The sequence below is a fragment of the Sulfurospirillum halorespirans DSM 13726 genome, assembly GCF_001723605.1.
Taxonomy (GTDB): Bacteria; Campylobacterota; Campylobacteria; order Campylobacterales; family Sulfurospirillaceae; genus Sulfurospirillum; species Sulfurospirillum halorespirans.
Genome location: NZ_CP017111.1, coordinates 177,070 through 201,503, shown reverse-complemented (window position 1 = coordinate 201,503; position 24,434 = coordinate 177,070). Strand labels below are relative to the sequence as shown.

Annotated in this window: 22 protein-coding genes; 1 reads left to right on the top strand and 21 read right to left on the bottom strand. The window is 42.3% G+C overall.

The genetic code is table 11. The annotated features are described in order from the left end of the window. The first annotated feature begins 5 nt into the window (after positions 1-5). Positions 6-1,424, top strand: a complete 1,419-nt coding sequence (locus SHALO_RS01000; protein WP_069476983.1) for an aldehyde dehydrogenase family protein — start codon at positions 6-8, stop codon at positions 1,422-1,424. 142 nt (positions 1,425-1,566) lie between these two features. Here the strand turns inward: SHALO_RS01000 and SHALO_RS00995 are convergent, their stop codons facing one another. The 21 genes from SHALO_RS00995 to SHALO_RS00895 form a co-directional block, all read right to left on the bottom strand. Next, positions 1,567-3,963 carry a tetratricopeptide repeat protein gene (locus SHALO_RS00995; RefSeq protein ID WP_069476982.1) on the bottom strand — a complete coding sequence of 799 codons (2,397 nt, stop codon included), beginning with the start codon at positions 3,961-3,963 and terminating at the stop codon, positions 1,567-1,569. Positions 3,964-4,002: 39 nt separating this feature from the next. Continuing rightward, positions 4,003-5,490 (bottom strand): NADH-quinone oxidoreductase subunit NuoN, encoded by a 1,488-nt coding sequence (gene nuoN, locus SHALO_RS00990; RefSeq protein ID WP_069476981.1) that lies wholly within the window; start codon positions 5,488-5,490, stop codon positions 4,003-4,005. Next, the gene (locus SHALO_RS00985) at positions 5,490-7,016 is read right to left on the bottom strand and encodes an NADH-quinone oxidoreductase subunit M (RefSeq protein ID WP_069476980.1); all 1,527 of its coding nucleotides are present in this window, start codon (positions 7,014-7,016) and stop codon (positions 5,490-5,492) included. Before SHALO_RS00985 ends, nuoN begins: the two co-directional genes overlap by 1 nt. Positions 7,017-7,026: 10 nt before the next feature. Further along, positions 7,027-8,883, bottom strand: a complete 1,857-nt coding sequence (gene nuoL, locus SHALO_RS00980) for an NADH-quinone oxidoreductase subunit L (RefSeq protein WP_069476979.1) — start codon at positions 8,881-8,883, stop codon at positions 7,027-7,029. Between the two features lie 2 nt (positions 8,884-8,885). Continuing rightward, positions 8,886-9,188: an NADH-quinone oxidoreductase subunit NuoK gene (gene nuoK, locus SHALO_RS00975; protein WP_025343408.1), complete on the bottom strand. Its 303-nt coding sequence runs from the start codon at positions 9,186-9,188 to the stop codon at positions 8,886-8,888. Then, the gene (locus tag SHALO_RS00970) at positions 9,185-9,739 is read right to left on the bottom strand and encodes an NADH-quinone oxidoreductase subunit J (RefSeq protein WP_069476978.1); all 555 of its coding nucleotides are present in this window, start codon (positions 9,737-9,739) and stop codon (positions 9,185-9,187) included. Before SHALO_RS00970 ends, nuoK begins: the two co-directional genes overlap by 4 nt. Positions 9,740-9,746: 7 nt before the next feature. After that, positions 9,747-10,361, bottom strand: a complete 615-nt coding sequence (gene nuoI / locus SHALO_RS00965; protein ID WP_069476977.1) for an NADH-quinone oxidoreductase subunit NuoI — start codon at positions 10,359-10,361, stop codon at positions 9,747-9,749. Positions 10,362-10,370: 9 nt separating this feature from the next. Then, entirely contained in the window at positions 10,371-11,363 is a 993-nt protein-coding gene (nuoH, locus tag SHALO_RS00960; RefSeq protein WP_069476976.1) for an NADH-quinone oxidoreductase subunit NuoH, read from the bottom strand. After that, complete coding sequence (locus SHALO_RS00955; RefSeq protein WP_069476975.1) at positions 11,356-13,833, bottom strand: NADH-quinone oxidoreductase subunit G; 2,478 nt, start codon at positions 13,831-13,833, stop codon at positions 11,356-11,358. Before SHALO_RS00955 ends, nuoH begins: the two co-directional genes overlap by 8 nt. Then, complete coding sequence (locus SHALO_RS00950) at positions 13,830-14,672, bottom strand: hypothetical protein (RefSeq protein WP_025343403.1); 843 nt, start codon at positions 14,670-14,672, stop codon at positions 13,830-13,832. Before SHALO_RS00950 ends, SHALO_RS00955 begins: the two co-directional genes overlap by 4 nt. Beyond that, entirely contained in the window at positions 14,673-14,912 is a 240-nt protein-coding gene (locus tag SHALO_RS00945; protein ID WP_069476974.1) for an NADH-ubiquinone oxidoreductase subunit E family protein, read from the bottom strand. It lies immediately after the preceding gene. Between the two features lie 9 nt (positions 14,913-14,921). Continuing rightward, entirely contained in the window at positions 14,922-16,148 is a 1,227-nt protein-coding gene (gene nuoD, locus SHALO_RS00940) for an NADH dehydrogenase (quinone) subunit D (RefSeq protein ID WP_025343401.1), read from the bottom strand. 2 nt (positions 16,149-16,150) lie between these two features. Further along, positions 16,151-16,951, bottom strand: coding sequence for an NADH-quinone oxidoreductase subunit C (locus tag SHALO_RS00935; RefSeq protein ID WP_069476973.1), 801 nt, complete (start codon positions 16,949-16,951; stop codon positions 16,151-16,153). Further along, on the bottom strand, positions 16,948-17,457 hold the full coding sequence (locus tag SHALO_RS00930) for a NuoB/complex I 20 kDa subunit family protein (RefSeq protein ID WP_069476972.1): 510 nt from the start codon (positions 17,455-17,457) through the stop codon (positions 16,948-16,950). Before SHALO_RS00930 ends, SHALO_RS00935 begins: the two co-directional genes overlap by 4 nt. Next, positions 17,439-17,837, bottom strand: coding sequence for an NAD(P)H-quinone oxidoreductase subunit 3 (locus tag SHALO_RS00925; RefSeq protein ID WP_420801894.1), 399 nt, complete (start codon positions 17,835-17,837; stop codon positions 17,439-17,441). The genes SHALO_RS00930 and SHALO_RS00925 overlap by 19 nt, the downstream gene beginning before the upstream one ends. A gap of 170 nt (positions 17,838-18,007) precedes the next feature. Then, positions 18,008-19,741 carry an ATP-binding protein gene (locus SHALO_RS00920; protein WP_069476971.1) on the bottom strand — a complete coding sequence of 578 codons (1,734 nt, stop codon included), beginning with the start codon at positions 19,739-19,741 and terminating at the stop codon, positions 18,008-18,010. A 104-nt stretch (positions 19,742-19,845) separates the two neighbouring features. Beyond that, positions 19,846-21,414, bottom strand: a complete 1,569-nt coding sequence (locus SHALO_RS00915) for a fatty acid--CoA ligase (protein WP_069476970.1) — start codon at positions 21,412-21,414, stop codon at positions 19,846-19,848. Positions 21,415-21,416: 2 nt separating this feature from the next. Beyond that, the gene (locus SHALO_RS00910) at positions 21,417-22,655 is read right to left on the bottom strand and encodes an OmpP1/FadL family transporter (RefSeq protein WP_069476969.1); all 1,239 of its coding nucleotides are present in this window, start codon (positions 22,653-22,655) and stop codon (positions 21,417-21,419) included. A gap of 19 nt (positions 22,656-22,674) precedes the next feature. Further along, the gene (gene nfo, locus SHALO_RS00905; protein WP_069476968.1) at positions 22,675-23,517 is read right to left on the bottom strand and encodes a deoxyribonuclease IV; all 843 of its coding nucleotides are present in this window, start codon (positions 23,515-23,517) and stop codon (positions 22,675-22,677) included. A 10-nt stretch (positions 23,518-23,527) separates the two neighbouring features. Further along, on the bottom strand, positions 23,528-24,010 hold the full coding sequence (locus tag SHALO_RS00900; RefSeq protein WP_069476967.1) for a hypothetical protein: 483 nt from the start codon (positions 24,008-24,010) through the stop codon (positions 23,528-23,530). Further along, positions 24,007-24,378, bottom strand: coding sequence for a Fur family transcriptional regulator (locus SHALO_RS00895; protein WP_069476966.1), 372 nt, complete (start codon positions 24,376-24,378; stop codon positions 24,007-24,009). Before SHALO_RS00895 ends, SHALO_RS00900 begins: the two co-directional genes overlap by 4 nt. Positions 24,379-24,434: the final 56 nt, after the last annotated feature.

The window sequence follows — 24,434 nt, the reverse complement described above, 5'->3', positions numbered from 1 at the left end:
CATTAATGAAAATAATCGACCAGAACTATATCAACGGCGAATTTAAAACAATTGATTCGAGCAAACGGTTAACGCTGAAAAATCCTACAACCGAAGAGGATATCGCTCAAATTTATTTAAGCACACCAGCCGAAATGGATGAAGCCATTCACTGTGCCGCCACAACCTTTGAATCGTTTTCACAAACATCGATTGATACTCGAATGGATATTTTACAACGTATTCATGATGAACTCCACAAATATGAAGAAGAACTCATTGACTTAGCCGTTTTAGAATTTGGCGCGACGATTACCACGACGCGCAGACGAACCAAAAATGCGATTAATCTCTTTTTAGCGATCAAAGAAGAGCTCAAAAGCTACGATTTTATCAAAAAAGATGACTACTCCATAACAATCAAAGAGGGTGTGGGAGTTATTGGCGTGATCATTCCGTGGAATGCCAATCTAGCGCATTTATGTAGCAATATCGCCCCAGCCATCGCACTTGGATGCACATTGGTGATCAAACCCAGTGAATTTAATGCCCTTGAAACCCAAGCGTTTTTAGAGTGTCTACACCGAGCCAACATTCCCAAAGGCGTTGTCAATGTCGTTCATGGCACAGGAGAAGTAGTTGGTGAAATTTTAACAAAACACCCACTTGTCAATGCAATTTCGTTTATTGGCAGTACCAAAACGGGTAAAAGAATCTTTGAAAACTGCTCTAAAACCATTAAACGCATGACCCTCGAACTGGGTGGAAAATCCCCAACGGTTCTTTTAGAAGATGCGAATTTGGCAGAGGTCATTCCCCATGTGTTAAGCAGTGCCTATAGCAATAGCGGACAAGCGTGCCATGCTGGCAGTAGACTTTTAGTCCCTAAAGCAAAAGTGAACGAGGTCAAACGGCTACTCCTCGAAACGATCCAAAAACTTAAAATCGGCGATCCAAAAAACGAAGAGACAAAGATTGGTCCGATGATCAACCAAACCCAATTTAATACGGTGCAAGACTACATCAAAAGTGGTATTGAAGAAGGGGCACAGCTTTTGTGCGGTGGGCTTGGAAGGGTTCAAGAATTTGAGAAAGGCTATTTTGTCAAACCAACCGTTTTTATCTGTCAAGATCAAACATTGAAAATCGTGCAAGAAGAGATCTTTGGTCCCGTTTTATGCGTTCTACCTTACGAGAGTGAGCAAGAAGCACTCAACATGGCAAACGACACTCTTTTTGGGCTCTCTGCATATGTCTTTTCAAGCGATGAAACGAAGGCGTATGAATTTGCCAAACAGATACGAAGCGGAAGAGTTTTGATCAATACTGCGGCATCAAAGGCAAAAAACCCTCCCTTTGGTGGCATGAAACAATCAGGTCTAGGAAGAATGGGCGGACGCTATTCCATGGATGCTTTTTGCGAGATCAAGTCTATATTGTTTTAATAGAGTTCTTACAGAACTCTGAACACGTTTTTAAAGCAAAGCTCAAAACGAAGTTTCTGTGAAAAAACTACGTTAACACTGGGTTTACTTCAGCAGTAAGCCCACGCACCTTTGGTGCTTTTTACTTCTTACAAAATACGTTTTAAGGCATTAAATCAAGATTTTGTTGGCAGATGTTTTTCCATGAGCTGTTATCGTTAATAGCAACACATTGCGTAAAATAGGATTTGGCTTTAACCGTATTTTGCAATTTTAAACTGAGCTCTCCTGCTTGATAGAAGAGTCGTATTCTATCTTTAGGCGTTAAGTTTTGAGGAAGAAGCGACTCTGCGATACGTAACGCCTCTTCATCACGTCCTAGACGCTTTAGCGCATCCATATAGCTAAACTCCAAGGTTGGACTAAGCGCTGTGGATTTAAACTTCTTTTGCATCTCAAGGCTTGCCTCAGCGTATGTCACGAGCAAAAGATCGTTTTTCGCATCACTCGCCATTTTCACAATCTCATAATAGATATCCAAATTGCTCGCTTCTTCAGGGTAGAGAATTTTAATACTCTCCGCCAACGAAGCTGCACCTTCAAGGTTTTTAAGTTTGACCAACGAGAAGAAAAGATCACGAATCGTCTCTAGTCCGATTTTTTCCCTGAGTGAAAAAGAGAGGGTTTTCAGATCTTCTTTAAATGCTAAGGCTTCTTGGTATTTTCCCATTTTAAAGAGTGCTTGTACCTCTTTTTGTGACCAGTGGTACCTACTTGCAAGAGCGCTGTCTTTAAGATGTGTTGTTGAAATCTCTCTGGCACGATCAAAGCGCGATACACGCATAAAACATTGAAAAAGTTTCTCTTCGTGTTCAGACTCAGTAATTTGGAGTTTATACATTTCAATGAGATTGACCACAGTGAGGCATTCATCTTTTTGAAGTTGTTGCAATGCTAAAGCTTTTGCCGATTCATAGACCAACTCTTCAGGCTTAATATCAAAACGATCGGGTACTCGCTCAAGCTCTTTTTGAAGGGTTAAAACTTCTTCAAATCGTTGCTGTTTGAGCAATAATTTTGCTTTTTCAAGCAGTGCTTTTTGCCCAATTTCATTGTTGTATTTCTCAATCAATTTATCATAGTAATTGGCAAGTTTTGTCTCATTGTTTTCGTTCAGTTTAAAAAAGAGTTCATCCAAACTCTCAGTCACTTCTTGAACATAATCACCACTATTTTTATAATCATTTAAATACTCTTGATAGCGTGCATGTGCCGCTTCTACTTCATTGGCTTTGGCATGCCAATCGCCGCTCTCTTTAAGCAACAGCTCTCGATTAGCCTCTCGTTTAGAGGAATTTTCTAGGAGCAAATCGGTAATCTTAGCCGCTAAGTCATACAGACGATGTTCAAAAAGTCTTCGTGCTAACTTGTAACTGGCTTCCTTGTCTTTAAGAAGAAATTGCGCGTTGACATTGAGCACTTTAAGCAGATACTCTTTAGCCTCTTTCATCTTACCTGCATCCATCTGATGATCACTCAAACGAATCGCTGCTTCAGACGCGATGTCCAAATCTTGCGCGCTAAAGAGAACATCGAGGTAGAGTTTCATCGCCTTATCTTTCTCTTTTTTAAGGAAAAGGTTATCGGCATAGAGCAAGATGGCACGTTTGGTAAAAAGACTATCGGGATGTTCGCTGATTAAAATATCAATGAAATAATTGGTATCCGATTTGGAACCACTTTTGATATACGCTTTGGTCATCAACATTAAAACTTCGGGGATATTCTCATCACTGGCAAACTCTTTTGTCCACCGCTTACCCACAGTGATAATGTCATTTTCATTGAAAGCGAGATTATCGGATTTGTCTTCGCCTTTCGCGCTCAAGATTTTATCCATGGCGCGCATCTGATACAGTTCCAATTCACTTCTAAAAATCGAGTTAGGGAAAAGCGTTAAAACACGTTTGACATCTTTAACCACACTATCATAATAACCGCTCTCATACGCCTGCTTAATCTCTAAATAGAGCCCTATATCTTTGCTTTGCGCGTATGAAATCGGAGCACCATTAAGATCAAGTGCACCGATGTAAGGCTTTTGATATTTTGGAAATTCAACAGGAAAGTCAATCCCATCTTGAACACTCTTCTCTTCATAAAGTGGTTTTTCTTGCAAAAGAATCGTCCAGTGGGCATAAAGCTTCTCTTTAGGCTTCGTTAAAACCTCACTGGTCGTATAAAGACTCTCTTCCACAGGGATCAGTTTTGAATCGACTTTAGGCTCAATCGTGACATAAAACAGACCCTCTTTTTCATAGAAATCAAGCTCCGCGAGCTTCATTTTCTTAGATTCTATGGGTTTATCAATGGGTCGATTGATCGTACAAATGTAGTGTTTTTTATCGAGGACATCAGGGATTGTTTGGCATAAAAAGGGCTTTGCATCCATTACATGTAAGATGGCATAATTCACCCTACTCTCTTTTCCACTGTTTAAAACAATCTCCAAAGCGAAGAGTTGTACCGATGCTAAAAGGAAGATTAAAATAGATTTCATGCGTGCATTATAGCAAAATAAGGGGTTTTTCACCCCTTATTAAAAACCGCTAGCAATCACATATTTGGTAATAACCGTTAATAAAGGCTCCACGAAAACAATCGCAAAAATAGTGAAAATAACCGCCACACCCACAATCACTTTTAACGGAGTTGACGCATTGGTGGCATACAGCTTTGCATCAACAGTGACAGGCTCTTTTAAGAACATGTAAATAACCAATTTCATATAGTAGTACACCGCAATAGCACTGTTGAGTGCGATGATAACGGCTAAGAAAATAAACTCACTGTTAATCGCGGCACTGATCAGATAGAGCTTACCCCAAAAGACAGAAAAAGGTGGCATACCCGCAAGTGCAAACATGAAAATACCCATAATCGTTGCCGTTGTAGGCATAATCTTGACCAAACCTGAGAACTTAGTGTAGGGGTGTTGGTAACGCTCATCCCAAAGATTTTTGCGGTGTCGTACGATCCAAAGCATCGTAAATGCGCCAAGATTGGTAAACATAAAAAGCGTCCAGTAAAGGAAAAGAGCCGTATTGGCTTGAGTTGTTCCAATTAAAACCGCTGCCATCATAAAGCCTGCATGCGAAATGGAGCTAAAGGCTAGCATTCTTTTGACATCTTCTTGCACCAGCGCTGTAAGATTGGCTAACGTCATTGTGAGCACTACGGCTACGTAAAGAATGTGCTCTACCCATACTACACCAGAGGCTACCAGCATCTCAAACAGACGCATTGCGACCACAAACCCTGCGATTTTTGGAACAACGGACATATACCCAGCCAGTGGCGCTGAACTTCCTTCGTACACATCAGGTGTCCATGTGTGTGATGGCACCAAGGAGAGTTTAAATCCAAGCGCACCCAACATAAATACCGTTGCCGCCAGTACACCAATGAGTGGCTCAAAATGACGTGCCATCAGTACTTTTTCGATCTGATAAATCTCAACACTCCCCGTGAGGGCATAAAAAATAAGTGCGGACATACCGTAAAATCCAGCCGCCAATGCACCCATGGTGAAGTACTTAATCGCTGCTTCAAAGGCTTTAGCACGGTTATGCAGCGCAATGAGTGTGTAAAGAGCAAGGCTGGAAGTCTCTAATCCAATAAAAATCAAAATGAGATTGTCGCTGACCACCATACATTGAAAACCTACGATCATAAACATAAAGAGGGCGTAAAATTCTGCCATTCTAAACGCTCTAAAATGACGATGACTTAACGAGAGCGGTAAGAAAAGAGCCGAAGCGACTAAGATAATCACCTGCGCCATCATGGCAATGCCATCGACCAAAAGCACATCAAAAAATCCGCGTGCAGGACCTGTGTAACCAATCACCGCTCCAAAATCTAAGATAATAAAGAGCACTGTAATCATCGTTAAAAAACTACGATTGAGCCCTTTAACCGCTAAATCAGCACAAATAACCGCTAAGGCACCCACAACGAGAATTGCCATAGGAAGAAGTGCAGGCAGATTGAGGCTTGCAACATCAATTAAGATAGGCTCTAGCATTAGTATGTTCCTCCTATGGTATTGGCTTTAAACAGCAGATCTTTCGTCTCTTGCACAACCGCTTTTTGATCCATGAGTACCAGCATCTTTTGAACACTCATATCAATGACACTAAGCACAGGTTTAGGATAAACGCCCAAAATGACAACCAGTGCTACTAACGGAATCAGTGCGGTTAGCTCTTTGGCGTTAAGATCTTTAAGTGTTTTATTCTCAGCATGCACGACTTCACCAAAAAAGGATTTTTTATACAGAACGAGCATGTAAACAGCGCCTAAAATAATGCCTGTTCCTGCCAGCAATGTCATCACCCAGCTGATGCGGTAAAACCCTGCTAAGGATAAAAACTCCCCGACAAATCCGATGGAAAGAGGAAGTCCAACAGAGGCCATCAGCATAATGCCGTAGATGGTTGCGAAGTTTGGCATCACCGAAGCCAGCCCACCAAAATCACTCATAAGCTTCGTATGACGGCGATCGTAAATGACCCCCACCAGCATAAACAGAGCGCCACTAACAATACCATGGCTCAGCATCAAGAAGATGGAACCTGTAATGCCCTCCGCGTTCATAGCAAAGGTTCCAAGAATAACAATACCCATATGTGAAATCGAACTATACGCAATCACCTGTTTCATATCTTTTTGTGCATACGCAATCATCGCCGCATAAATCACCATGATGATACAAATCACCGCCACAGGAATTAGAAAATAGACCGACGCATCCGGAAATAGCGGGAGCGAAAAACGCACAAAACCGTAACTGCCCATTTTAAGAAGCACGGCTGCGAGGATGATCGAACCAATCGTTGGGGCTTGACCGTGTGCGTAGGGTAACCATGTGTGAAACGGAAACATCGGCACTTTAATCGCAAACGCTAAAAAGAAAGCTCCAAAAAGCCACAATTGCGTCTCAAAAGGCACTTGCAACAAATACCAATCTGGCAATGCAAAACTCCAAATACCCGTTGCCTCGTGGTATAAAAAGCCCATATACAAAATGCCCACAAGCATTAAAACGGAGCCTGCAAAGGTGTAGAGGAAAAACTTGATCGAAGCATACATTCGGTTCGCACTTCCCCACGCACCAATGATATAGAGCATCGGCACCAAAGAGAGTTCCCAAAAGGCGTAGAACCAAATCACATCCAAGATCACAAATACTCCCACCATCGTCATCTCTAAAAAGAGCACGGAGATGATAAGGTTTTTAATCTCTTTTTCGATACTCAGTGCAATAAGTGCGATCATCGTAATAAAGGTCGATAAGATCACTAAGAAAAGGGAAATACCGTCCACGCCAAGATAATAACTCATACCATAGCTTGAGATAAAAGGATAATACTCGACAAATTGATAGCCAGCATTGGAACCATCATAGCCAATCCATAAAATAATCGAGAGAAAAAACTCAATCGCACTGACACTGATACCATACGCTCGAATGCTCTCTTTAACGACCAAAAAGCCTAAGAGCCCTGCAATTGCAGGGAAAAATACAAGAAGTGATAAAATATGTTCCATCTTCTGCTCCCTAAACCATCGGTCTATAAACGAAGGCTAAAATGAGTAAGCCAATCATACCAACCACCATCCATCTGAGCATATCAGAGAGGTTACCACTTTGCATTTTCCTGCTTTTTTCACCTGTGGAGTACACCATTTTAGCAATTAAATCCACTGTCAAATCCACCACTTTCGTATCAATTTTTTGCCATGCAAAGTTTGCTAACGCGCTAAAAGGACGCATAATATAAAGCTCATAGAGTTTGGGTATATAGTATTGGTTGCTTAAAAGCTTGTAGCAAAAACGCTCTTCCCACGATTTGGGGAAGCCACCACGTCGGTACATGTAAACGGCAAAAGCAATTCCACTGAGTGCAATTCCCAAAGTGGCTGCAATGAGTAGAGCTTCCGTACCGTGTTCGATATGAATCTCATACTGTGCCAAAAGACGCGTTACAAACCCTTCAAACGTATGCTCTAAAAATCCTGCAACAATGGCTAAAAGCCCTAAAGGAAGCAGTGCATAAATGACAAACGGTTGCGCTTCATGCGGATGAATGCCGTACTTCACATGCTCTTTCTCACCAAAGAAAACAAGCATCACCAAACGGAAACTGTAAAATGCGGTGAGTCCCGCACCGATGAAAAGGGCAAACCATAAAAAGTATGCACCTTCATTAAAGGCAACTTCTAAAATTTTATCTTTAGAGAAGAAGCCTGCGAAGGGATAAATACCTGCCAATGCCACCGAAGCAACACTCATCAAAATGGCGGTTGCTTTCATCGAACCATACAACCCACCCATTTTTTTGATATTGAGTTCATCGTGCATCGCGTGCATCACATTACCCGCACCTAAAAAGAGAAGCGATTTAAAGAAAGCGTGCGTCATCAAATGAAACAGGGCAATCCAGTAGGCACCCAGTCCTGCGGCTACAAACATGTACCCTAACTGCGAAAGCGTTGAGTAGGCGATAATGCGTTTAAGATCGTTATTGACCAGCGCCATTGAAGCAGCAAAGAGCGCTACAAATGCTCCTAGTGATGCGATTGCAAAGCCCACATCAGGGATAAGGGCATAGAGTTCACCACAACGAATGACCAGATAAACACCCGCAGTTACCATCGTTGCCGCGTGAATGAGTGCTGAAACCGGTGTTGGACCTTCCATCGCATCGGCAAGCCATGTGTGGAGGGGGAACTGTGCTGATTTACCCATCGCACCGATAAATAAGAAGATACCAATCGTTGTCAGAAGCGTAGAATCCATCGTTTTTACGCTGGCAAAAAACTCATCGTATTGGAATGATCCTACACTCCAGTAGATCAGAAAAAGACCCATCAACATGCCAAGGTCGGCAATTCGGTTCATGATAAACGCTTCATTGGCTGCCCACGAAGCAGATTCTTTGTGATACCAAAAACCAATGAGGAGCCATGAACAAAGACCCACACCTTCCCAACCGATAAAAAGCCCTACAAAGTTATCGCTCATGACCAAAATCATCATCGAAAAAACAAAGGCGGAGAGGTAAGAGAAGAAGCGGTTAAAACTCTTATCGTGATCCATATAGCCAATCGAATAGATATGCACAATCGTTGAAACCAGCGTGACCGTGACCATCATAATGACAGAGACTTCATCAACGACAAAGCCAAACGGAACTTCCAAATTGCCTGCGGCAATCCAATCCATCATCGTTACATGCAAAGGTCCATACGTATTCACATCGATGAGCAACACAAAGGAGGCAATCATCGAAATCGCAATGAGCAACGAAGCCACAATACCCGTGAAAAGCATCTTAGGTCGCGCCGCAAACAAGGCTACAAACAGAGAACTTGCCAAGGGCGCAAAGAGTGCGGTATAAAGATAATTTTCCATGCTTACCCTTTCATCGTCTGAAGGCTGTTAAGATCAACCGAGCCATTGCGTTTGTACCAAAGAATGAGAAGTCCAAGCCCGACAGCGACTTCACTCGCCGCAACGGCAATGATAAAAAAGGCAAACAGTTGACCGCTCAGATCATTGTAATATTTTGAAACTGCCACAAACCCTACGTTAATCGCATTGAGCAAAATCTCGGTTGAGAAAAAAAGCATTAAAAGGTTCGTTCGTCGCATCACACCGACAAGCCCAATGGAAAATAGAATACCTGTTAAAATAAAATAGTGTGTTAAGGTGATCATCTGCCCTCCTTGACATCTTCAAGATCTTCATCTTCGATGGCTAAATATTCATCCATCTTTTTACTCGCAAGCACAATGCCTGAGATCATCGCAACCAGAAGCATAATGGCGGCTAACTCAAACGGAACTAAGTATTTGGTAAAAAGCACAACGCCGATCATCTGAACATTTCCTACACCTTCGATGCTGGGGTAAAGTGCTTCCACACTCTCTCCCACAAGCGGTGCGCATAAAATGGCGACAACCAAAACCGCACTGGCGATAGAGAGGCTGTAGGCGATTTTTTTGGAGCGCATCTTTTCTGAAACATCACGTGTTGTATCAAAGAACATCATACCAAACGCGTAAAGTGCCATAATAGCGCCCGAATAAACGACGATCTGAACGACCCCTAAAAACTCAGCATCTAAGATAAAAAAGAAGCCCGAGATAAAGATCATTCCGCCTGCTAGTGCGCTCATCGCATACAAAGCATTACGACTCGTCACCACAATCCCAAACATACCGATGGTCAATGCGGCAAAAACATAAAATGCTATAATTTCATACATGGTAACCTCAATACGCTAATGGTGTCTGTTTCACAGCTTCATCGGCATTGTCACTCAATGCACCAAACCCTGGAAACTCTTTTTGTTCGTTGGCTCTAAAGGTATCAAGTGGGGTTAGCATATCCTCTTTGAGACCAAAATGAGCGCGTTGTTCACTGGCATTTTCATACTCTACCCCATGCACGATGGCGAGTTCAGGACACACCTCAGCGCAATACCCACAAAAGATACAACGCCCAAAGTTGATGCTGTATTCGCTCACCATTTTTCGGCTTTTCTCATCAATATGCGTGTCCATGCGAATACAATTCGAGATACAAATTTTCTCACACAACCCACACCCGATGCAGCGCTCACTACCGCTCTCAAATAGACGAAGCAGACGATGAATGGCACGATAGCGTGGACTCATCTCCATTTTTTCGGCAGGGTACTGAATCGTGTGAATATCAAAACGAATCATCTCCCTTAAGACTATCCAAAGACCGACAAAAAGCTCGCCTTTAAGCGTTCGTCTGACCACTTTTTTAAAGGCTTGCCACCCATTTTCAGGCGCTTTTTCTCCCTCAAAAAAGATGTATCCAGGAGCGATGTTGCGTTGTTTAAAATCTTTTAATTCCATTTCATCCCCCTAAATCAGCACAAAGCCAGTGATTAAGATGTTAATCACCGCTAAAGGCATTAAGACTTTCCAACAGACCCACATCAACTGATCGGGTCTAATGTGTGGCCATGCCGCTCTTACCCATAAAAATAAAAAGACCCAAAAAGAGACTTTCACCAACATCATCACAGCTCCTGGAATAAACCAAAGTGGATTATAACCGCCCATAAAAAGGATGCTCACAAGCACTGAAATCGTAATCATATTGGCATATTCACCGATGAAAAAGAGTCCCCAACGCATGCCTGAATACTCCGTTGCATACCCAGCCACAACTTCAGCCTCAAACTCAATCGTATCAAAGGGCGCACGATTGGTCTCCATAAAACCTGCCATTGCAAACAAAATAAACGCTAAAGGTTGTTTCCAAATCAGCCAGCTAAACACACCATCACTTTGGTAATCGTTAATATCAATCAGCGATAAAGAGCCTATCATCATAATTGGTGCAAGTACCGATAACCCAGTGACCACTTCAAAGGAGAGCATCTGCACCACAGCGCGTGCCGCTCCTAAAAGTGACCATTTGTTGGCACTGCTCATTCCAGCAAGCAGTGGACCATAAATACCGACTGAGGCCACGCCCATCACATACAAAAGCGCTACGTTAATGTCGGAAATAATCGGATGAATCACATAACCAAAAAGGGTAAATTCGGGAAAATAAGGAACCGCTGCCATCGCCACAAACGCTGTCACCGCTGCAATCACGGGTGCGATCATAAAAATGGGCTTCACGGCATTTTGCGGAACAATGTCCTCTTTAGTGAAAAGTTTAATACCATCGGCTGCAAGTTGCAATAGCCCATACGGTCCCACATTCATGGGTCCTAGACGGCGTTGCATAAAGGCTAACACTTTTCGTTCAATAAACGTCGCAAACCCTGCCATACCTGCAACCACCGCAACAACAATGACGGCTTTGACAATGGTTTCAACCAAAACGGCTGTTTCAAACATGTTCAACTCCTTTAATCACGACGTGAGCGAATCGGTAACCCTCTTTAAAAAACGGTGCGGTATCGATTTTGGTATCAAATGTTGGAAGATACGCGATCAATCCATCGATCATTTTCTCTTCTTTAATTGCAATCACCAATTTGGCACCTGCCTCATTTTCTACTGTCACCACCGCGGCATCGTTAAGCCCTTTAGACTCTAAAAAGGCGGACGAAACATACAGAGCTCCAGCTTCATTAAGCTGATGGGCTTTGTTGGTCAAGGCGCTAAATTGATGCACAGGATTGGCTTGGTAGATCACATCGCTCTCTTTACATGTAAAGCTTGAAATGGATTCAACTTCATCGTTACATGTAAAGGTTTGAAGCTCAAGTGCATAACCGCGATTTTCAGTACCATCGTTTTCAAAACGATTCGGCAAGTTATCAAATTTCTCTTTCTTAAAGCCTTTTTCACTCGGCAAATACGGCGTATAATCAATCGTCCACTCCGCTTCAAGTCCCACTGCATTGGCGATGTCATTGAGACAATAGCCTTTAAATGGCAATGCCACATTGGTGGGAACGACGCGTTTGTTCATCGACGTAAACGTTCCTTCTTGTTGATTGAGAGCTGGCATATCCAAATCGCCCTTGCCCAAGCTGCTCAGTGTAAAGTCGCCTTTCACGTTGTAGCCTAGCGTAAAGTTACCTTTTTGCTCGTCTAGATCACAAATCAGCGAAACACCGAGTGTATTGGTGCGTGATGGAATAACGACCAATTTAAACGCGGTAAATCGCTCGATCAAACCTAAAAGCTTTGCGATATTTTCTGCTCTTGGATGATTAAAAAGGTCTTCGCCTGCGATCAAACTAAAGCTATCTTTTTTATCCAAAAGTTTAGTGATTTTCTCTACTAAATCCGCTTCCGCGCCGATAAGTTCAATCAAAGCATTCGTGTCAACTTCGATCTCTGTGTCTACCATTTTCGTGATGGTCTTCGTGACCTCTTTCTCTTCGCCACTCTCTTCGTCTTTGACCATCTCTTTGATCTCTTCTTTAACGCTCTCTTGGATGGTTTTTTTCTCTACCGTATGAAACGTTGCCAAATACTCAACAACACTTTTAGGCATCGCCTCTTTGTCGCCAAAAAGATCGAGTAAAAGATATGCAATCGCCTCTTCTGCGCCTATTTTATGAGTAACACTTAGAAGGTTTTTCGAGTAAGCGGCAACGATAGGATCAGCCACAGGGTGGAAATAAAGCCCTGCGCCTTTGTTCATACCAATAGCATTATTCATCGCATAACCCGCATTAGGGCTATCGGTTTTAATGGCAGTTCCAAAACTGACCACAAAATTGCTTTGGGAAATAGACTTCAAATCGCCACTGTAAAGGCTTGAACCCGCAGTACTTGCAAAATGTTTGAGGAAGGTTTGATACGCTTTGGCATCTTCGTTTACTAACTTAAAGCCAAATTTCTCTTTGAGTTTTTGTAAAATCAACGCTTCTTCATTGGTAATGTAACTGTCAAAAACGATGGTATCAACTTTGGTTTGAAGCAGTTCAACCACCCGTGCAAACGCACTTTCATCTTTACATGTAACCTCGTTTTGGAAGTCAAAACCATAACGAGCTGCCGCATGAAGGGGCGCGTAGTTATGGTCACTATTGACGCGGTAAATTTTAGGTTCAGGATTACTCGTACTGGTGTGTTTGACATCGTAATAAAGAAGCGAACAATCACTGCTATGCGGATTAGACGCTGGGATTTTTTGAAGTTCCCATGCGTTAGACGTGTATTGGAAGTCTGAGCTAACAAGCGCTCCTACAGGACATACTGCCGTACACTCGCCACACTGTGTACAGTCGAGTGTTTCAGCACCACTGGCAATACCGATGATCGACTTTTGGAGTTTATTCCACATCGCATAGGCGTCTTTTTCGGTTTTATCTTTCCATGCCTTATCAAGCTCAGCACCACCGCGAGGAACGGTTTTAAGGGCTGATTCGCCGATCATATCTTTACACACCGTGACACAACGCTCACACACGATACAGAGTGATGCATCGTAATGGATTTTACCCCACTGTTTGGTTGGGCGGTGCGTGTCGGCGATGCAGTGGTGTTGGCTGTCCACAGCCATATGCAAGGTGTAGTTTTGCAGTTCGCATTCACCACTTTGGTCGCAGACACCACACTCCAAAGGATGGTTAATGTCATAAATCTCCATGATCGCTCTTCGCTCTTTTTCGATCTCTTCCGTTTTCGTGATAACGTTCATGCCCTCTTTGGCGCGTGCGTTACAACTGTACGCCCTTTTGCCATCGATATCCACCAAACACAAACGACACGCAAGCGTTGGTGAACAGTTCGTTACATAACAGAGCGCTGGGATAAAAATATCGTTTCTGCGCGCAACGCCTAAAATGTATTCACCCTCTGTCGCGGTACACTGTTTTCCATCTATGGTTATTAAAACATCGCTCATTGCTCTGCCTTCACTATTTTTACTACATGGTAGGGATAGTTAGAGTCCGCTTTCGCACAGGGCATTAAAGCGATCACGCCTTTTAAACTATCGTCGCGAACAAAGGTGCGCGGATAGACCTCTTGGTTGATGGCAACCGTGATTTTGTCGTTGTTTTGCACTTTGGCTGCCATTTGAAACTGGGCGGAACCGATGAGAAGTTGCTCTTCATCCGCTTGCGTTACAGGGCATTGGTAAACCACAACCCCATCAAAACTTTTCAGATTTTCAACTGCGCCTAAAACGCTCTCATTGTGTGATGAGACAATCATTTCAGGTGTGCTACCCACAACAAGCAATTTCGCTTTGCCAAACTTTGCGATCAATCCTGCAAGATGTGCAATAGAAGCAGCTTGTGGATGACGTATCAGATCATCACCTAAAACAATCAGCACACGGTTAGCCTCTTGATACAACGCTTCGATCTCTTCAATCTCTTCTTCGCCTAGATTGCTCTCCGCACTGATGTAACCCTCATCGAGTTCTTCAAAATAGTTTTGAACAGTTTCTGGAAGCTTTACATGTAAAAGAAAACTTTTGGCAAGAAGTGCCAATACACCCTCTTCTGCACCCACTTCATAGCGGCTAAAAAAAGTACTTTTTTCAACCAAATCGGAATCTTCCATCGTAAAGAGATAGACCACTTTAGCCTCACTCGCACTCAAATCTTCCAAGAGTGTTGTGTCATGGCGAGAAGGAAGCGTTCCTAGACAAATAATAAGATCAAACTCTTTACATGTAAACGCAAAAGCGTCTTGGCTCGGCTGATTTAAGGCTTCTATAAATTGCTTCTTTACCATCTATGCTACTTCACTTTTCACTTTTTTAACGACAATCGTCCAGTCGGCTTCATTGAATTTCAACGAGTTCATGAGTGTCCACCCCGCCTCTTTAATCACATCTGCGCTTTTTTGAACAGGAGAGAAATCACCGATCTCAAACATAAAGATAGATACTTCACCTATCGCTGTCTCATCGATGATCTCAAGCATACGTCCGTAAAAATCATCCCCTAAATGGCGTAAATCATACCGTTGCATCGCCTTCTCCTATCTGTCAATTTCGCCAAAGACGATGTTCGCGTTACCAATAATCGCAACCACGTCGGCTAAATATTCACCCACTAAAATCTCTTGTAAAAGTGCCGTATGGAAAAAACTTGGCGCACGAAGCTTCAACCTGTAAGGATACGGATCGCCCTGAGAGTTGATGTAAAAACCAAGTTCCCCCTTAGGTGATTCGGTCGCCACATACACTTCTCCAACAGGAGGACGCATCCCTTGTGTTACAAGGACAAAATGCTGCATCAACGAATAATTTTGCGTCATAATCTGCTCTTTAGGCGCAGAGATATATTGAGGCGCATGGGCCATAATTTCGGGTGAGGTCTCCGCATACATCGGAATGAGTTGCTTGAGAATGCGAACACTTTGGCGCATCTCTTCCATGTGAAGCTTATACCTTCCATAACTATCGCAGGTCGTACTTACAGGCACATCAAACTCCACTTCATCGTAGAGTTCATACGGCTCTTCTTTGCGAATATCCCATGCAATGCCACTTCCTCTGAGCATCGGTCCTGAACAGCCCCAACTTTGCGCTTGTTCAGGGCTCACAACGCCCACATCTTCCAAACGCATTTTCCAGATACGGTTTTGGTCAAGTAAGCCTTCGTAATCTGCAATATCAAGCGGCAAATGGTTAATAAATTTATTGAGCCCGTCAATCCATCCCTTTGGCAAATCCAGTGGCACACCACCGATTCTCACCGAAGAGTGCGTCAAACGCGCACCACAATAATCTTCGATCAAATCCAGCGTGTATTCTCGCTCTCTAAAGGTGTAAAGGAAAATCGTCATCGCGCCCACATCAAGGGCATGCGTTGCGAGCCAAAAGAGGTGAGAAGAGATGCGGTTAAGCTCCAAAAGCATCATACGAATCACTTTAGCACGTCTTGGCACTTCAAGACCGATGAGTTTTTCAACCGAGAGCGCAAAGCCGTAGTTATTGGCAGTTGCGGCAATATAATCCATTCGATCGGTCGTTGGCAAAAATTCGTTGTAGATCATATTTTCAGCCATCTTCTCCATACCGCGGTGCAAATAGCCAATATCAGGAGTCGCTTTGCTCACTTTCTCGCCATCGAGTTCTAAAATCAAACGAAGCTGACCGTGTGCACTTGGGTGCTGTGGGCCAAAGTTAACGATCATATGATTGTCTTCACGCTCAAAAGCAATATTCTCAAAAAAAGGTTTTAGACGATTGACTTTTTGCATGATTAGTATCTCTCTTTCACGATTTTAGCATCTTCTTTTTTGAGTTTTTTCACGATAAATACGCCACCCTCTTCTTGGTAATCGATGTTTGTTTTTTCCTGACTTGGTTCAGCACCAAAAGGAACTTCGTGGTTAAGGTGCGCAAAACGGTACGTGTCGTTCACATCCACGCGCGCACTATCACGATCTTCGGGTCCTATGATGTCACGATACTCTTTGCCAAAAATCTTATCGATTTCATACCATTGCGCCACTTCATCGCCGTGCAACGGATAGGTTTTGCGAAGCGGATGGTCATACCAATCATCGGGCATTAAAATACGTTTCATATACGGATGTCCACTGATAATAACACCGAACATATCGTACATCTCACGCTCTGCCCAATCCGCACTTTTGTAAACGCCAATCACGCTTTTAAGCACCTCTTTCTCTTTGATAAAACATTTCACACGCATGCGCTTGCGTTTTGAGGTGGAGAGCATTTGGTAAAAAATTTCAAATTCACCACTTTTGGCTAACCAGTCAATCGCGCTGTGTTCACTTAAAAAATTGTAAGAGAGCTGATCTCTTAGCATCGTTAAAACATCGACGTTATCTTTTGGGTCAATATAAACAACCAATTGCCCCCTTTGAATATACGCCTCTTTGATCTCAAAACTCTCTTGCAATACTTTTACATCATTGGCAAAGATTTCGTCACTCTCCACAGCCTCTTTAGGAATTTGAGGGGCTACGAAGTAACGATCGCTGTAATACGACTTTTTTTGAACGTTTTGTTTATCGCTGTAATGTCTCATCATACCAACCTTTTGGGAGCAAGTCTGCGTGATGCTTTCTCGGTTCGAATTTTCTTTTGGAGGAGCATAAGTGCGTATTGGAGGGTTTCAGGACGAGGCGCGCACCCTGGAAGGTAAATATCCACAGGAATAATGCGATCAGCGCCTTGAACGGTTGCATAGGTGTTGAACATACCACCCGTATTAGCGCAACTTCCCATACTAATGACCCATTTTGGATCGGGCATCTGGTCATACAAACGACGCATAAACGGCGCGTGCTTTTTGGTAAGTGTTCCTGCAATGACGATGACATCGGCTTGTCTAGGGCTCGCCCTAAAAATCGTTCCAAAACGGTCAAAGTCATAACGACTCGCACCCGTTGCCATCATCTCAATCGCACAACAGGCAAGGCCATAAGTGAGTGGCCACAACGAGTTACTTCTACCCCATTGAACCAACTTATCGACTGTGGTGAGTGCCACAGGAAGACCTGCTTCTTGAAGGTAATTTATCTTATGCTGTGCCATTCGAGCGCTCCTTTTTTCCATGCGTATGCAAAACCAATGGTTAAAACAATGACAAATAAAATCATCTCAACAAACCCAAACATGCCTAAAACTTTAAAATCCACCGCCCACGGAAACATGAAGATAATCTCCACATCAAATAAAATAAACAAAAGTGCAAAAAGGTAAAAATGTGCCGAAATTTTATTGGGCTGTTTGGTCACTTCAGGACCGCATTCGTAAATGCTGAGTTTGAGTTTTTCCGTATCGAGTCGCGCCATTTTACGGCTAACGACACGTGCTAAGACGGTAATGCCATAAAAGACAACGGCACCAAAAACAAGGAGGAAAAAAGCTCCAAAATAGGGATGGGCAAAATCCATATGCGACAAAGGGGTCATCATCATTCCTTCATTCATTCATTTTATCACGCTATTTAAGCAAAGCTTAAATAGCTACATTTAACCACTAGGATGCTGAAGCTTGCCTCTAACGAGGCAGAATCTATCATTTCTCAACAAATCCATCTGAATGTTTACATGTAAACACTCAAAAAGGCTTGTCTATGCCTTTAATTCATAAATCCAACGGATTTTGCGTCGCCAAAGGCGCCTTTGGTTTCGCGGTCAATCGAGAGTTTAAAATCTTCAAATGTAAACAGCGGTTTTGCTTTGGCAGCGACTTTGAGCGCTGTATTTTTAAGCACGACTTTGATCTGCCCACCCGTAAGCGGATATGAAGCGAGTTTTTCAATATCTAAACCCTCTTCATAGGTAGCATTTTCAGGTAAAAGCTTTTTCCAAAGCTCAATACGTTGCTTCAAATCAGGCTTTTCAAAAGCGATTTTATAGTCAAAACGCCTTGAAAATGCGGGATCGATCGTCTCCAAAAGGTTCGTAGTTGCAATAAGTAGTCCATCGAAACGCTCAATCTGCTCTAAAAAGATATTTTGCATCTGATTGTGCATTTTATCCGCACTGGCGCCGCTGTCGGTGGAGCGTGCACTTAAAAATTGATCGGCTTCATTGAGAAGCAATAATGGTTCACTTTTCGTCTTTTTGCACAGCTCTTTGTAGGTGTCAAAAATACTGCGCACATTTTTCTCACTCTCGCCGACGTACTTAGAGAGAATCTTGGAGCAATCAAAACTGAGCACGCGCTTTTTCATCGACTTAGCCAAAGAGAGCGCTGTCATCGTTTTACCCGTTCCTGGAGCGCCATAAAGAATGATCTTGGCATCAATGCCACTGCGACGCTCTTTTATGCCCCATTCTCGAAGCAATTTCACCACATTTTTATCAATTTGTTTCAGTAAATTATCAAGCACTTCTTTGGTTTTTGGATGCAAAATCACATCATCTAAATTAGTCTTAGGGTCGATCAGTTCAAAAAGTTCTTGCTCACCAATGAGCATATCGAGTTTAATTTTCTTGCTTTTTTTCTCTTTATTGGGGTGCATTATTTTTTGCAAAATCTCTTCAGAGATAAAAAAACTTCGCGTCACACCACCAAAGGTACTGAGCATCTCATCGTAGTCAATAATGAGATTTTCGATAAGCTTTGAGCCCTCTTCCAATAAAGAACGGTTTTTGATCTTCTCATAATCATCGACGCTGATAAGACTAATGAGTGTGTTCATATCGCGCAAACTCTCAAACTCACCGGCATACTCCTCTTTGAGAAGGGCTAAAAAAATGAGTTGCTCTTTAGGACTTAGCTCATTGTCTTTGAAAATAGTTTCAACGATGATCTCGTTTTGAGTGACTTTGATACGCTCAACGATGCGACTTTCTAAAAGATCGAGTTTATTTTTAAGGCGTCCAATGCTGGGCGAATTTTCCGTTGCATTGTGTTTGGTTTGGCTTAGTTTTTGATACAGCTCAATTCTGAAAAATTGATCTTTAAGATATTCAAGATGATCGGCGTATGGCGTAACGTCTGGTAACACAACCTCTAGAGTTCCCTCTTCTAAGAGCTTTAAAAAAGCAGAACTCAGCGTAACACTGCTGTTTAAGAGCTCTAAGTTGGAGACATCCATGATCTTTGAGGTTAGAAAATTGTTTTGCACAATCCACCCTTGCTCGATTAACTCTTTCACCAACGAGAGTTTTTGCAGATGCGCATACTTTTTATCGCCAAAAAGCTTAATCAAAATCTCCCCAACACCGAGATCAACAGAGCCTTGCACGTACTCTTTGGTCATCAATTGTAAAAATTTTGCTTCGTCAATCGAACATTTAAGATGTTCATAAATTGTGGATGTTTGAACCGTTTTACTCTCTAAAAAATCTATCAAATACTGCAATACAAAGCCTTTTGATCCATAGTAAAAATATTATTATACGACTACATGGAAATATATGATGACAAGATGATGATAAAATAACCCTTTGGTTAAAAAGTTAATCTCTATCTTTTACGTAAGATTCCACCATTTTTGACATTTTCTTTTAAAACACGCTTTAGAACCTTACCCGTTGCATTCTTAGGAAGCTCTTCAACAAAGTAAATATGCTTCGGTAACTTGAAATTTGCCACATGTTGCTTAAGATAAGCGCGTAATTCGCTCTCTTGAATCTCCACGCCTTCTTTGAGTTGAATAAAAGCGAGAACCTCTTCGTCTTTGGTCTGTTCATCCCGAATACCAATCACCGCAACCGCATCTATCCCTTCGTATTTATAGATAATCTCTTCGATTTCTCTAGGGTAAATGTTGATTCCTTTGGAGATAATCAGATCTTTTTTACGATCCACAATGTAAATGAAGCCATCGCTATCTTTTTTACCCAAATCACCCGTTAAAAGCCAGCCATTGATGATGGTCTCATCGGTCGCATCGGCATGGTTAAGATAACCTTGCATTACGCAATCGCCTTTCACCATAATTTCACCCACTTCGCCTGTTTTGACCTCAACGCGCTCTTCATTGACGATTTTCACTTCATAACTTGGAAGCGGTAAACCAACCGAGAGCGGTTTTTGGTGATCCAATCGGTTCACACACACCGCAGGCGAACACTCACTAAGCCCATAGCCTTCTAAAAGCGTCGCTTTTTTAAATTTGGCGTTAAAATCATTCAAGGATTGCTCACTGAGTGGCGCACTGCCTGAGATAAAAATACGCACCTGATTGAACCACATAAAATACCATGGAATTTTTGCTTTCAACAGCGCGTTGTATAAGGTTGGAACGCCAAGGAAAATGGTCACACGTTTGAGCAGGGTCTGTTTAAGCACATTGGCAAAAGGAAAAACCGAACGCACGATAACAATGCTAGAGCACGTAAAGAGGGGCAACAGCACCATAATGGAGAGCGTAAAGCTGTGAAACATCGGTAAAAAAACGATGAAACGATCTTTACATGTAATGTGAAATGAGTCTGCGCCTGAGATCGCATTGGAGAAGATATTGCGATACGAGAGCATAGCGCCTTTGGGTTTTCCCGTTGTGCCTGATGTATAAACGATACAGGCCAAATCATCCAATTTTGGCTTTTTGGTTACATAGCCATGTCTGTCCGCGCTTGCATCAATTTCGCTAAAGCTATAATTGCGTTCATCCAAATGAGGATAATCATCGCACCAAATGATCTTTTCAATCTTCGTTGTATCCAGTAAGTTTTTAGTCTCATTGGCAAACGAGGCGGAGCAGACCAGCATTTTGGCACTGCAATCATTCAAGATATACTCAAACTCCTCTTTTTTCAAAAAGGTATTCAGAGGTACGGCAATCGCTCCAATCTTCGTAATCGCAAATAAAGAGACAATAAACTCCACCGAGTTGCCCACAATCATGGCAACCCGATCTCCACTTTTAATACTGCTAAATTCCAAAAAACGCGCAAACGTATCGATGTGATGCTTAAGCTTCACATACGATACTTTGTGGTCATCCATAAAAATAGCCGTTTTTTTAGGATCATTTTTAGCATTGGCCTCCATGATCTCATAAAAATTTTGATACGGATAGGTGAGCATCATTAAAACTTATATTTGAGTGATGCTGTTAAAAGATGGGCAGATGAATCGGTGAAGGTACCTGATGGCGCTACCGATGTTCCTCCCGTATTGTTGTGGACCGTTCGATCTTCTTTATCGTCATAAAGGTATGCCAAACCTACTTTAAGATTTTGGCTCATTGCGTATTCAAAACCAATGGAGTAGAGCTTGGCATCCGAATCGGGAAGTTCAAAACCAAGCGTATTACTTGGAACGGGTGAATTATCGATCGCAAAACCAAGCATCATTTTGAGATTATCAGTGCATTGATGACTTAAACCAATACGATACGCATTGGAATCTTTCCAATTTTTGGCAATAGGGCTATCAAATTTTGCAACTAATACAGCATTGCTTAAAGTACCATCATAGTCAAAATCTAAATCTTTATAACTTGACCAATAGGTTCTCTCAAACACAAATTCTACGGTTGTTTTCTCATAGGTATACGCTGCTGCTAATGCCAAAGAAGCGGGCAGTGGAATAGTAACAGAAGCATCTCCACTATAGCTTCCAGGACTTCCGCCTAAACCACCTAAATAATTGAGTTTGGCATCTCCTTCAACGGTTAAATCCACTTTGGAACGATACGTTGCAGCCAAGGTTACATCTTTAATTGGTTTGTAGCTAATAGCTAGATTGTAACCAAAATCAATTGAATCACCTTCTAAGTCACGTGTTAAGATATTGCTTGCATTGCTTTTTACCACACCATCGGTATAAACGCCACGCAAACCAAAACCCAGTGAGAGTTGTTCATTCACAAGATAACTAACCGTTGGATTAACTTCAATAACCGTTAATGTAAACTCTTCAGAACTTGATTTAGCAAAGGCTTCATCCCAACGTTTTGAAAGACCAGCTGGTGCTGTAATAGAAAGACCGTAACGCCAATTGCCCACCATCGGTGAGACATAATGCAAGTTTGGCATTAAAAATTCTTCTTCTTTAGAATTTCCATCCATCGAAGAGACAGCACCATCAAAATTAACTTCGGGTAGATTAATATACGTTAATGCAACCTCAGTGTAAGCACCGCTTGCCATAAAAGACATGTTTGCAGGGTTGTAATAACTCGCATCGGCACCATTGGCACCTGCTACATACGCCGCACTGAGCGCTACTGAGTTTAAAGATTGTTCAGGGATACGGTATCCTGAAGCCAAAAGCGTCGCCGCACTCAGACTGAGTAACGTAGCAACTCTTACCGTTTGTGTCATAGATTGTCCTTAGAATGTTTTATTGGACAAGACTATACAGCAGTGCAATCTCTTCTGCCCATATAGAATCATCGATCGTTTCAAGTATTAAAGGAATCTCATCCATGCGTTCATCGTTCATGATAAACCGAAATGGTTCTACCCCTAATTTCCCCTTGCCAATAGAGTCATGTCTATCAACGTGAGTGCCCAAATCTGGCTTAGAATCATTGAGATGCATCCCCTTGAGATACTTAAATCCGACGATTGTAGCAAATTTTTCCATCGTTTGCCTATACGCTTCTTCACTTCTGATATCGTAACCTGAAGTAAACAGATGGCAGGTATCGATGCAAACCCCGACACGCTCTTTATCGATAGAATGCTCCATAAGATAGCCTAGGTGTTCCATTTTGTAACCCATATTGCTTCCTTGACCTGCGGTATTTTCCACAACCAAGGTCACACCGTTTGTTTGACGTAACACCTCATTCATGGAAGCGCTAATCAGCTCCAAACAGGCTTCTTCGCTGATCTGTTTGAGATGGCTTCCTGGGTGAAAATTGAGTTTATCAAGCCCCAAAGCTTCACAGCGTTTTACCTCATCCAAGAACGCATTCAACGATTTTTCACGTGCTTCAAGCTCAGGATGCCCAAGATTGATCAGATAGCTGTCGTGCGGTAACACATGTTTGGGTAAAATCTGCGCTTTTTCTAACTCGGCCTTAAAACGATCAATCTCTTCTTGGGTTAAAGACTTTCCTTCCCATTGACGCTGATTTTTCGTAAAGAGCGCAAACGCTTTGGCTCCAATTTTTGTGGCATTAATGGGAGCATTAAAGACTCCGCCACTGGCACTGACATGTGCCCCAACAAATTTCATGAAAATTCCTTTATAGTAATGGTTTTAGGCGTATTAAAATACCATTTTTGGTATCTCTAAAGGTGAGGTTTGAGCCTTCGACCTTGTAGATAAGATGGCTGTTTGGGCGGTCTATCTCTTGCTCAAAACCGCTAGAGGTTTGACGCAGATTTTGCCCTTCGTAGATAGGCTTTTTGGCGATAATCTCCTGCATCAATTCCGCGTAATGGTCCTCTTGAAAAAACTGCTGATTGAAAGCGAGTTTGTCCATACAACGTCCGTCCAAACAGATGGTGTTCCCCATGATTTCAAGATTGAAAAGAGCACTGCCTGCCGTGAAAATTTGAACATTCGTATAGTCATTTCCGTGGTTAATAAACCCTGTATCGGAAAGTGCTACGTGTTTGTTTTTAATGGTAATCACATACGTCTCAGAAGAGGTAATCTCTTGTTTTATCGCACATCCGCTCAAAAAAAGCAAGGCTAAAAAGCTTACATGTAAAAGTTTTTTCATGAGTGACACGCTTTACATGTACCCTTAAGCACGATGCTGGTTACTTCGCCCTCAACGTTGCCAATATCGACGTTCATACAGGTGATTTTATGGCACTGCTCGCAAATAAAATGCGCATGTGTCGTACTGGAAAGCTCAAAATACCACTTGCGATCATCCGACTCAAACTTATGCACCATGCCTAACTCTTCAAACTTTGCGATATTGCGGTAAAAGGTCGCTTTGTCCATTGTGACGCTCATTTTCTCTTTGATCTGCTCGTAACTTAGCGGACTGTTGGCAACTTTGAGCACCTCTAAAATCGAAGCGCGTGCTGTTGTAAATTTGATGTCGTATTCTTGAAACACGTTTTGAAGCTGTTCGCTCATAGTTTCCTCTTTGGGATGAAATCTAAGAAATAGTACCCAATTTTTTTTCATATACG

What these genes read in the sequence shown, in the direction of transcription:
- SHALO_RS01000 (WP_069476983.1), top strand. Translation starts at nt 6, where the DNA reads ATGAAAATAATCGACCAGAACTATATCAACGGCGAATTTAAAACAATT.
- SHALO_RS00995 (WP_069476982.1), bottom strand. Translation starts at nt 3,963, where the DNA reads ATGAAATCTATTTTAATCTTCCTTTTAGCATCGGTACAACTCTTCGCT.
- nuoN (WP_069476981.1), bottom strand. Translation starts at nt 5,490, where the DNA reads ATGCTAGAGCCTATCTTAATTGATGTTGCAAGCCTCAATCTGCCTGCA.
- SHALO_RS00985 (WP_069476980.1), bottom strand. Translation starts at nt 7,016, where the DNA reads ATGGAACATATTTTATCACTTCTTGTATTTTTCCCTGCAATTGCAGGG.
- nuoL (WP_069476979.1), bottom strand. Translation starts at nt 8,883, where the DNA reads ATGGAAAATTATCTTTATACCGCACTCTTTGCGCCCTTGGCAAGTTCT.
- nuoK (WP_025343408.1), bottom strand. Translation starts at nt 9,188, where the DNA reads ATGATCACCTTAACACACTATTTTATTTTAACAGGTATTCTATTTTCC.
- SHALO_RS00970 (WP_069476978.1), bottom strand. Translation starts at nt 9,739, where the DNA reads ATGTATGAAATTATAGCATTTTATGTTTTTGCCGCATTGACCATCGGT.
- nuoI (WP_069476977.1), bottom strand. Translation starts at nt 10,361, where the DNA reads ATGGAATTAAAAGATTTTAAACAACGCAACATCGCTCCTGGATACATC.
- nuoH (WP_069476976.1), bottom strand. Translation starts at nt 11,363, where the DNA reads ATGTTTGAAACAGCCGTTTTGGTTGAAACCATTGTCAAAGCCGTCATT.
- SHALO_RS00955 (WP_069476975.1), bottom strand. Translation starts at nt 13,833, where the DNA reads ATGAGCGATGTTTTAATAACCATAGATGGAAAACAGTGTACCGCGACA.
- SHALO_RS00950 (WP_025343403.1), bottom strand. Translation starts at nt 14,672, where the DNA reads ATGGTAAAGAAGCAATTTATAGAAGCCTTAAATCAGCCGAGCCAAGAC.
- SHALO_RS00945 (WP_069476974.1), bottom strand. Translation starts at nt 14,912, where the DNA reads ATGCAACGGTATGATTTACGCCATTTAGGGGATGATTTTTACGGACGT.
- nuoD (WP_025343401.1), bottom strand. Translation starts at nt 16,148, where the DNA reads ATGCAAAAAGTCAATCGTCTAAAACCTTTTTTTGAGAATATTGCTTTT.
- SHALO_RS00935 (WP_069476973.1), bottom strand. Translation starts at nt 16,951, where the DNA reads ATGATGAGACATTACAGCGATAAACAAAACGTTCAAAAAAAGTCGTAT.
- SHALO_RS00930 (WP_069476972.1), bottom strand. Translation starts at nt 17,457, where the DNA reads ATGGCACAGCATAAGATAAATTACCTTCAAGAAGCAGGTCTTCCTGTG.
- SHALO_RS00925 (WP_420801894.1), bottom strand. Translation starts at nt 17,837, where the DNA reads ATGACCCCTTTGTCGCATATGGATTTTGCCCATCCCTATTTTGGAGCT.
- SHALO_RS00915 (WP_069476970.1), bottom strand. Translation starts at nt 21,414, where the DNA reads ATGCTCACCTATCCGTATCAAAATTTTTATGAGATCATGGAGGCCAAT.
- SHALO_RS00910 (WP_069476969.1), bottom strand. Translation starts at nt 22,655, where the DNA reads ATGACACAAACGGTAAGAGTTGCTACGTTACTCAGTCTGAGTGCGGCG.
- nfo (WP_069476968.1), bottom strand. Translation starts at nt 23,517, where the DNA reads ATGAAATTTGTTGGGGCACATGTCAGTGCCAGTGGCGGAGTCTTTAAT.
- SHALO_RS00900 (WP_069476967.1), bottom strand. Translation starts at nt 24,010, where the DNA reads ATGAAAAAACTTTTACATGTAAGCTTTTTAGCCTTGCTTTTTTTGAGC.
- SHALO_RS00895 (WP_069476966.1), bottom strand. Translation starts at nt 24,378, where the DNA reads ATGAGCGAACAGCTTCAAAACGTGTTTCAAGAATACGACATCAAATTT.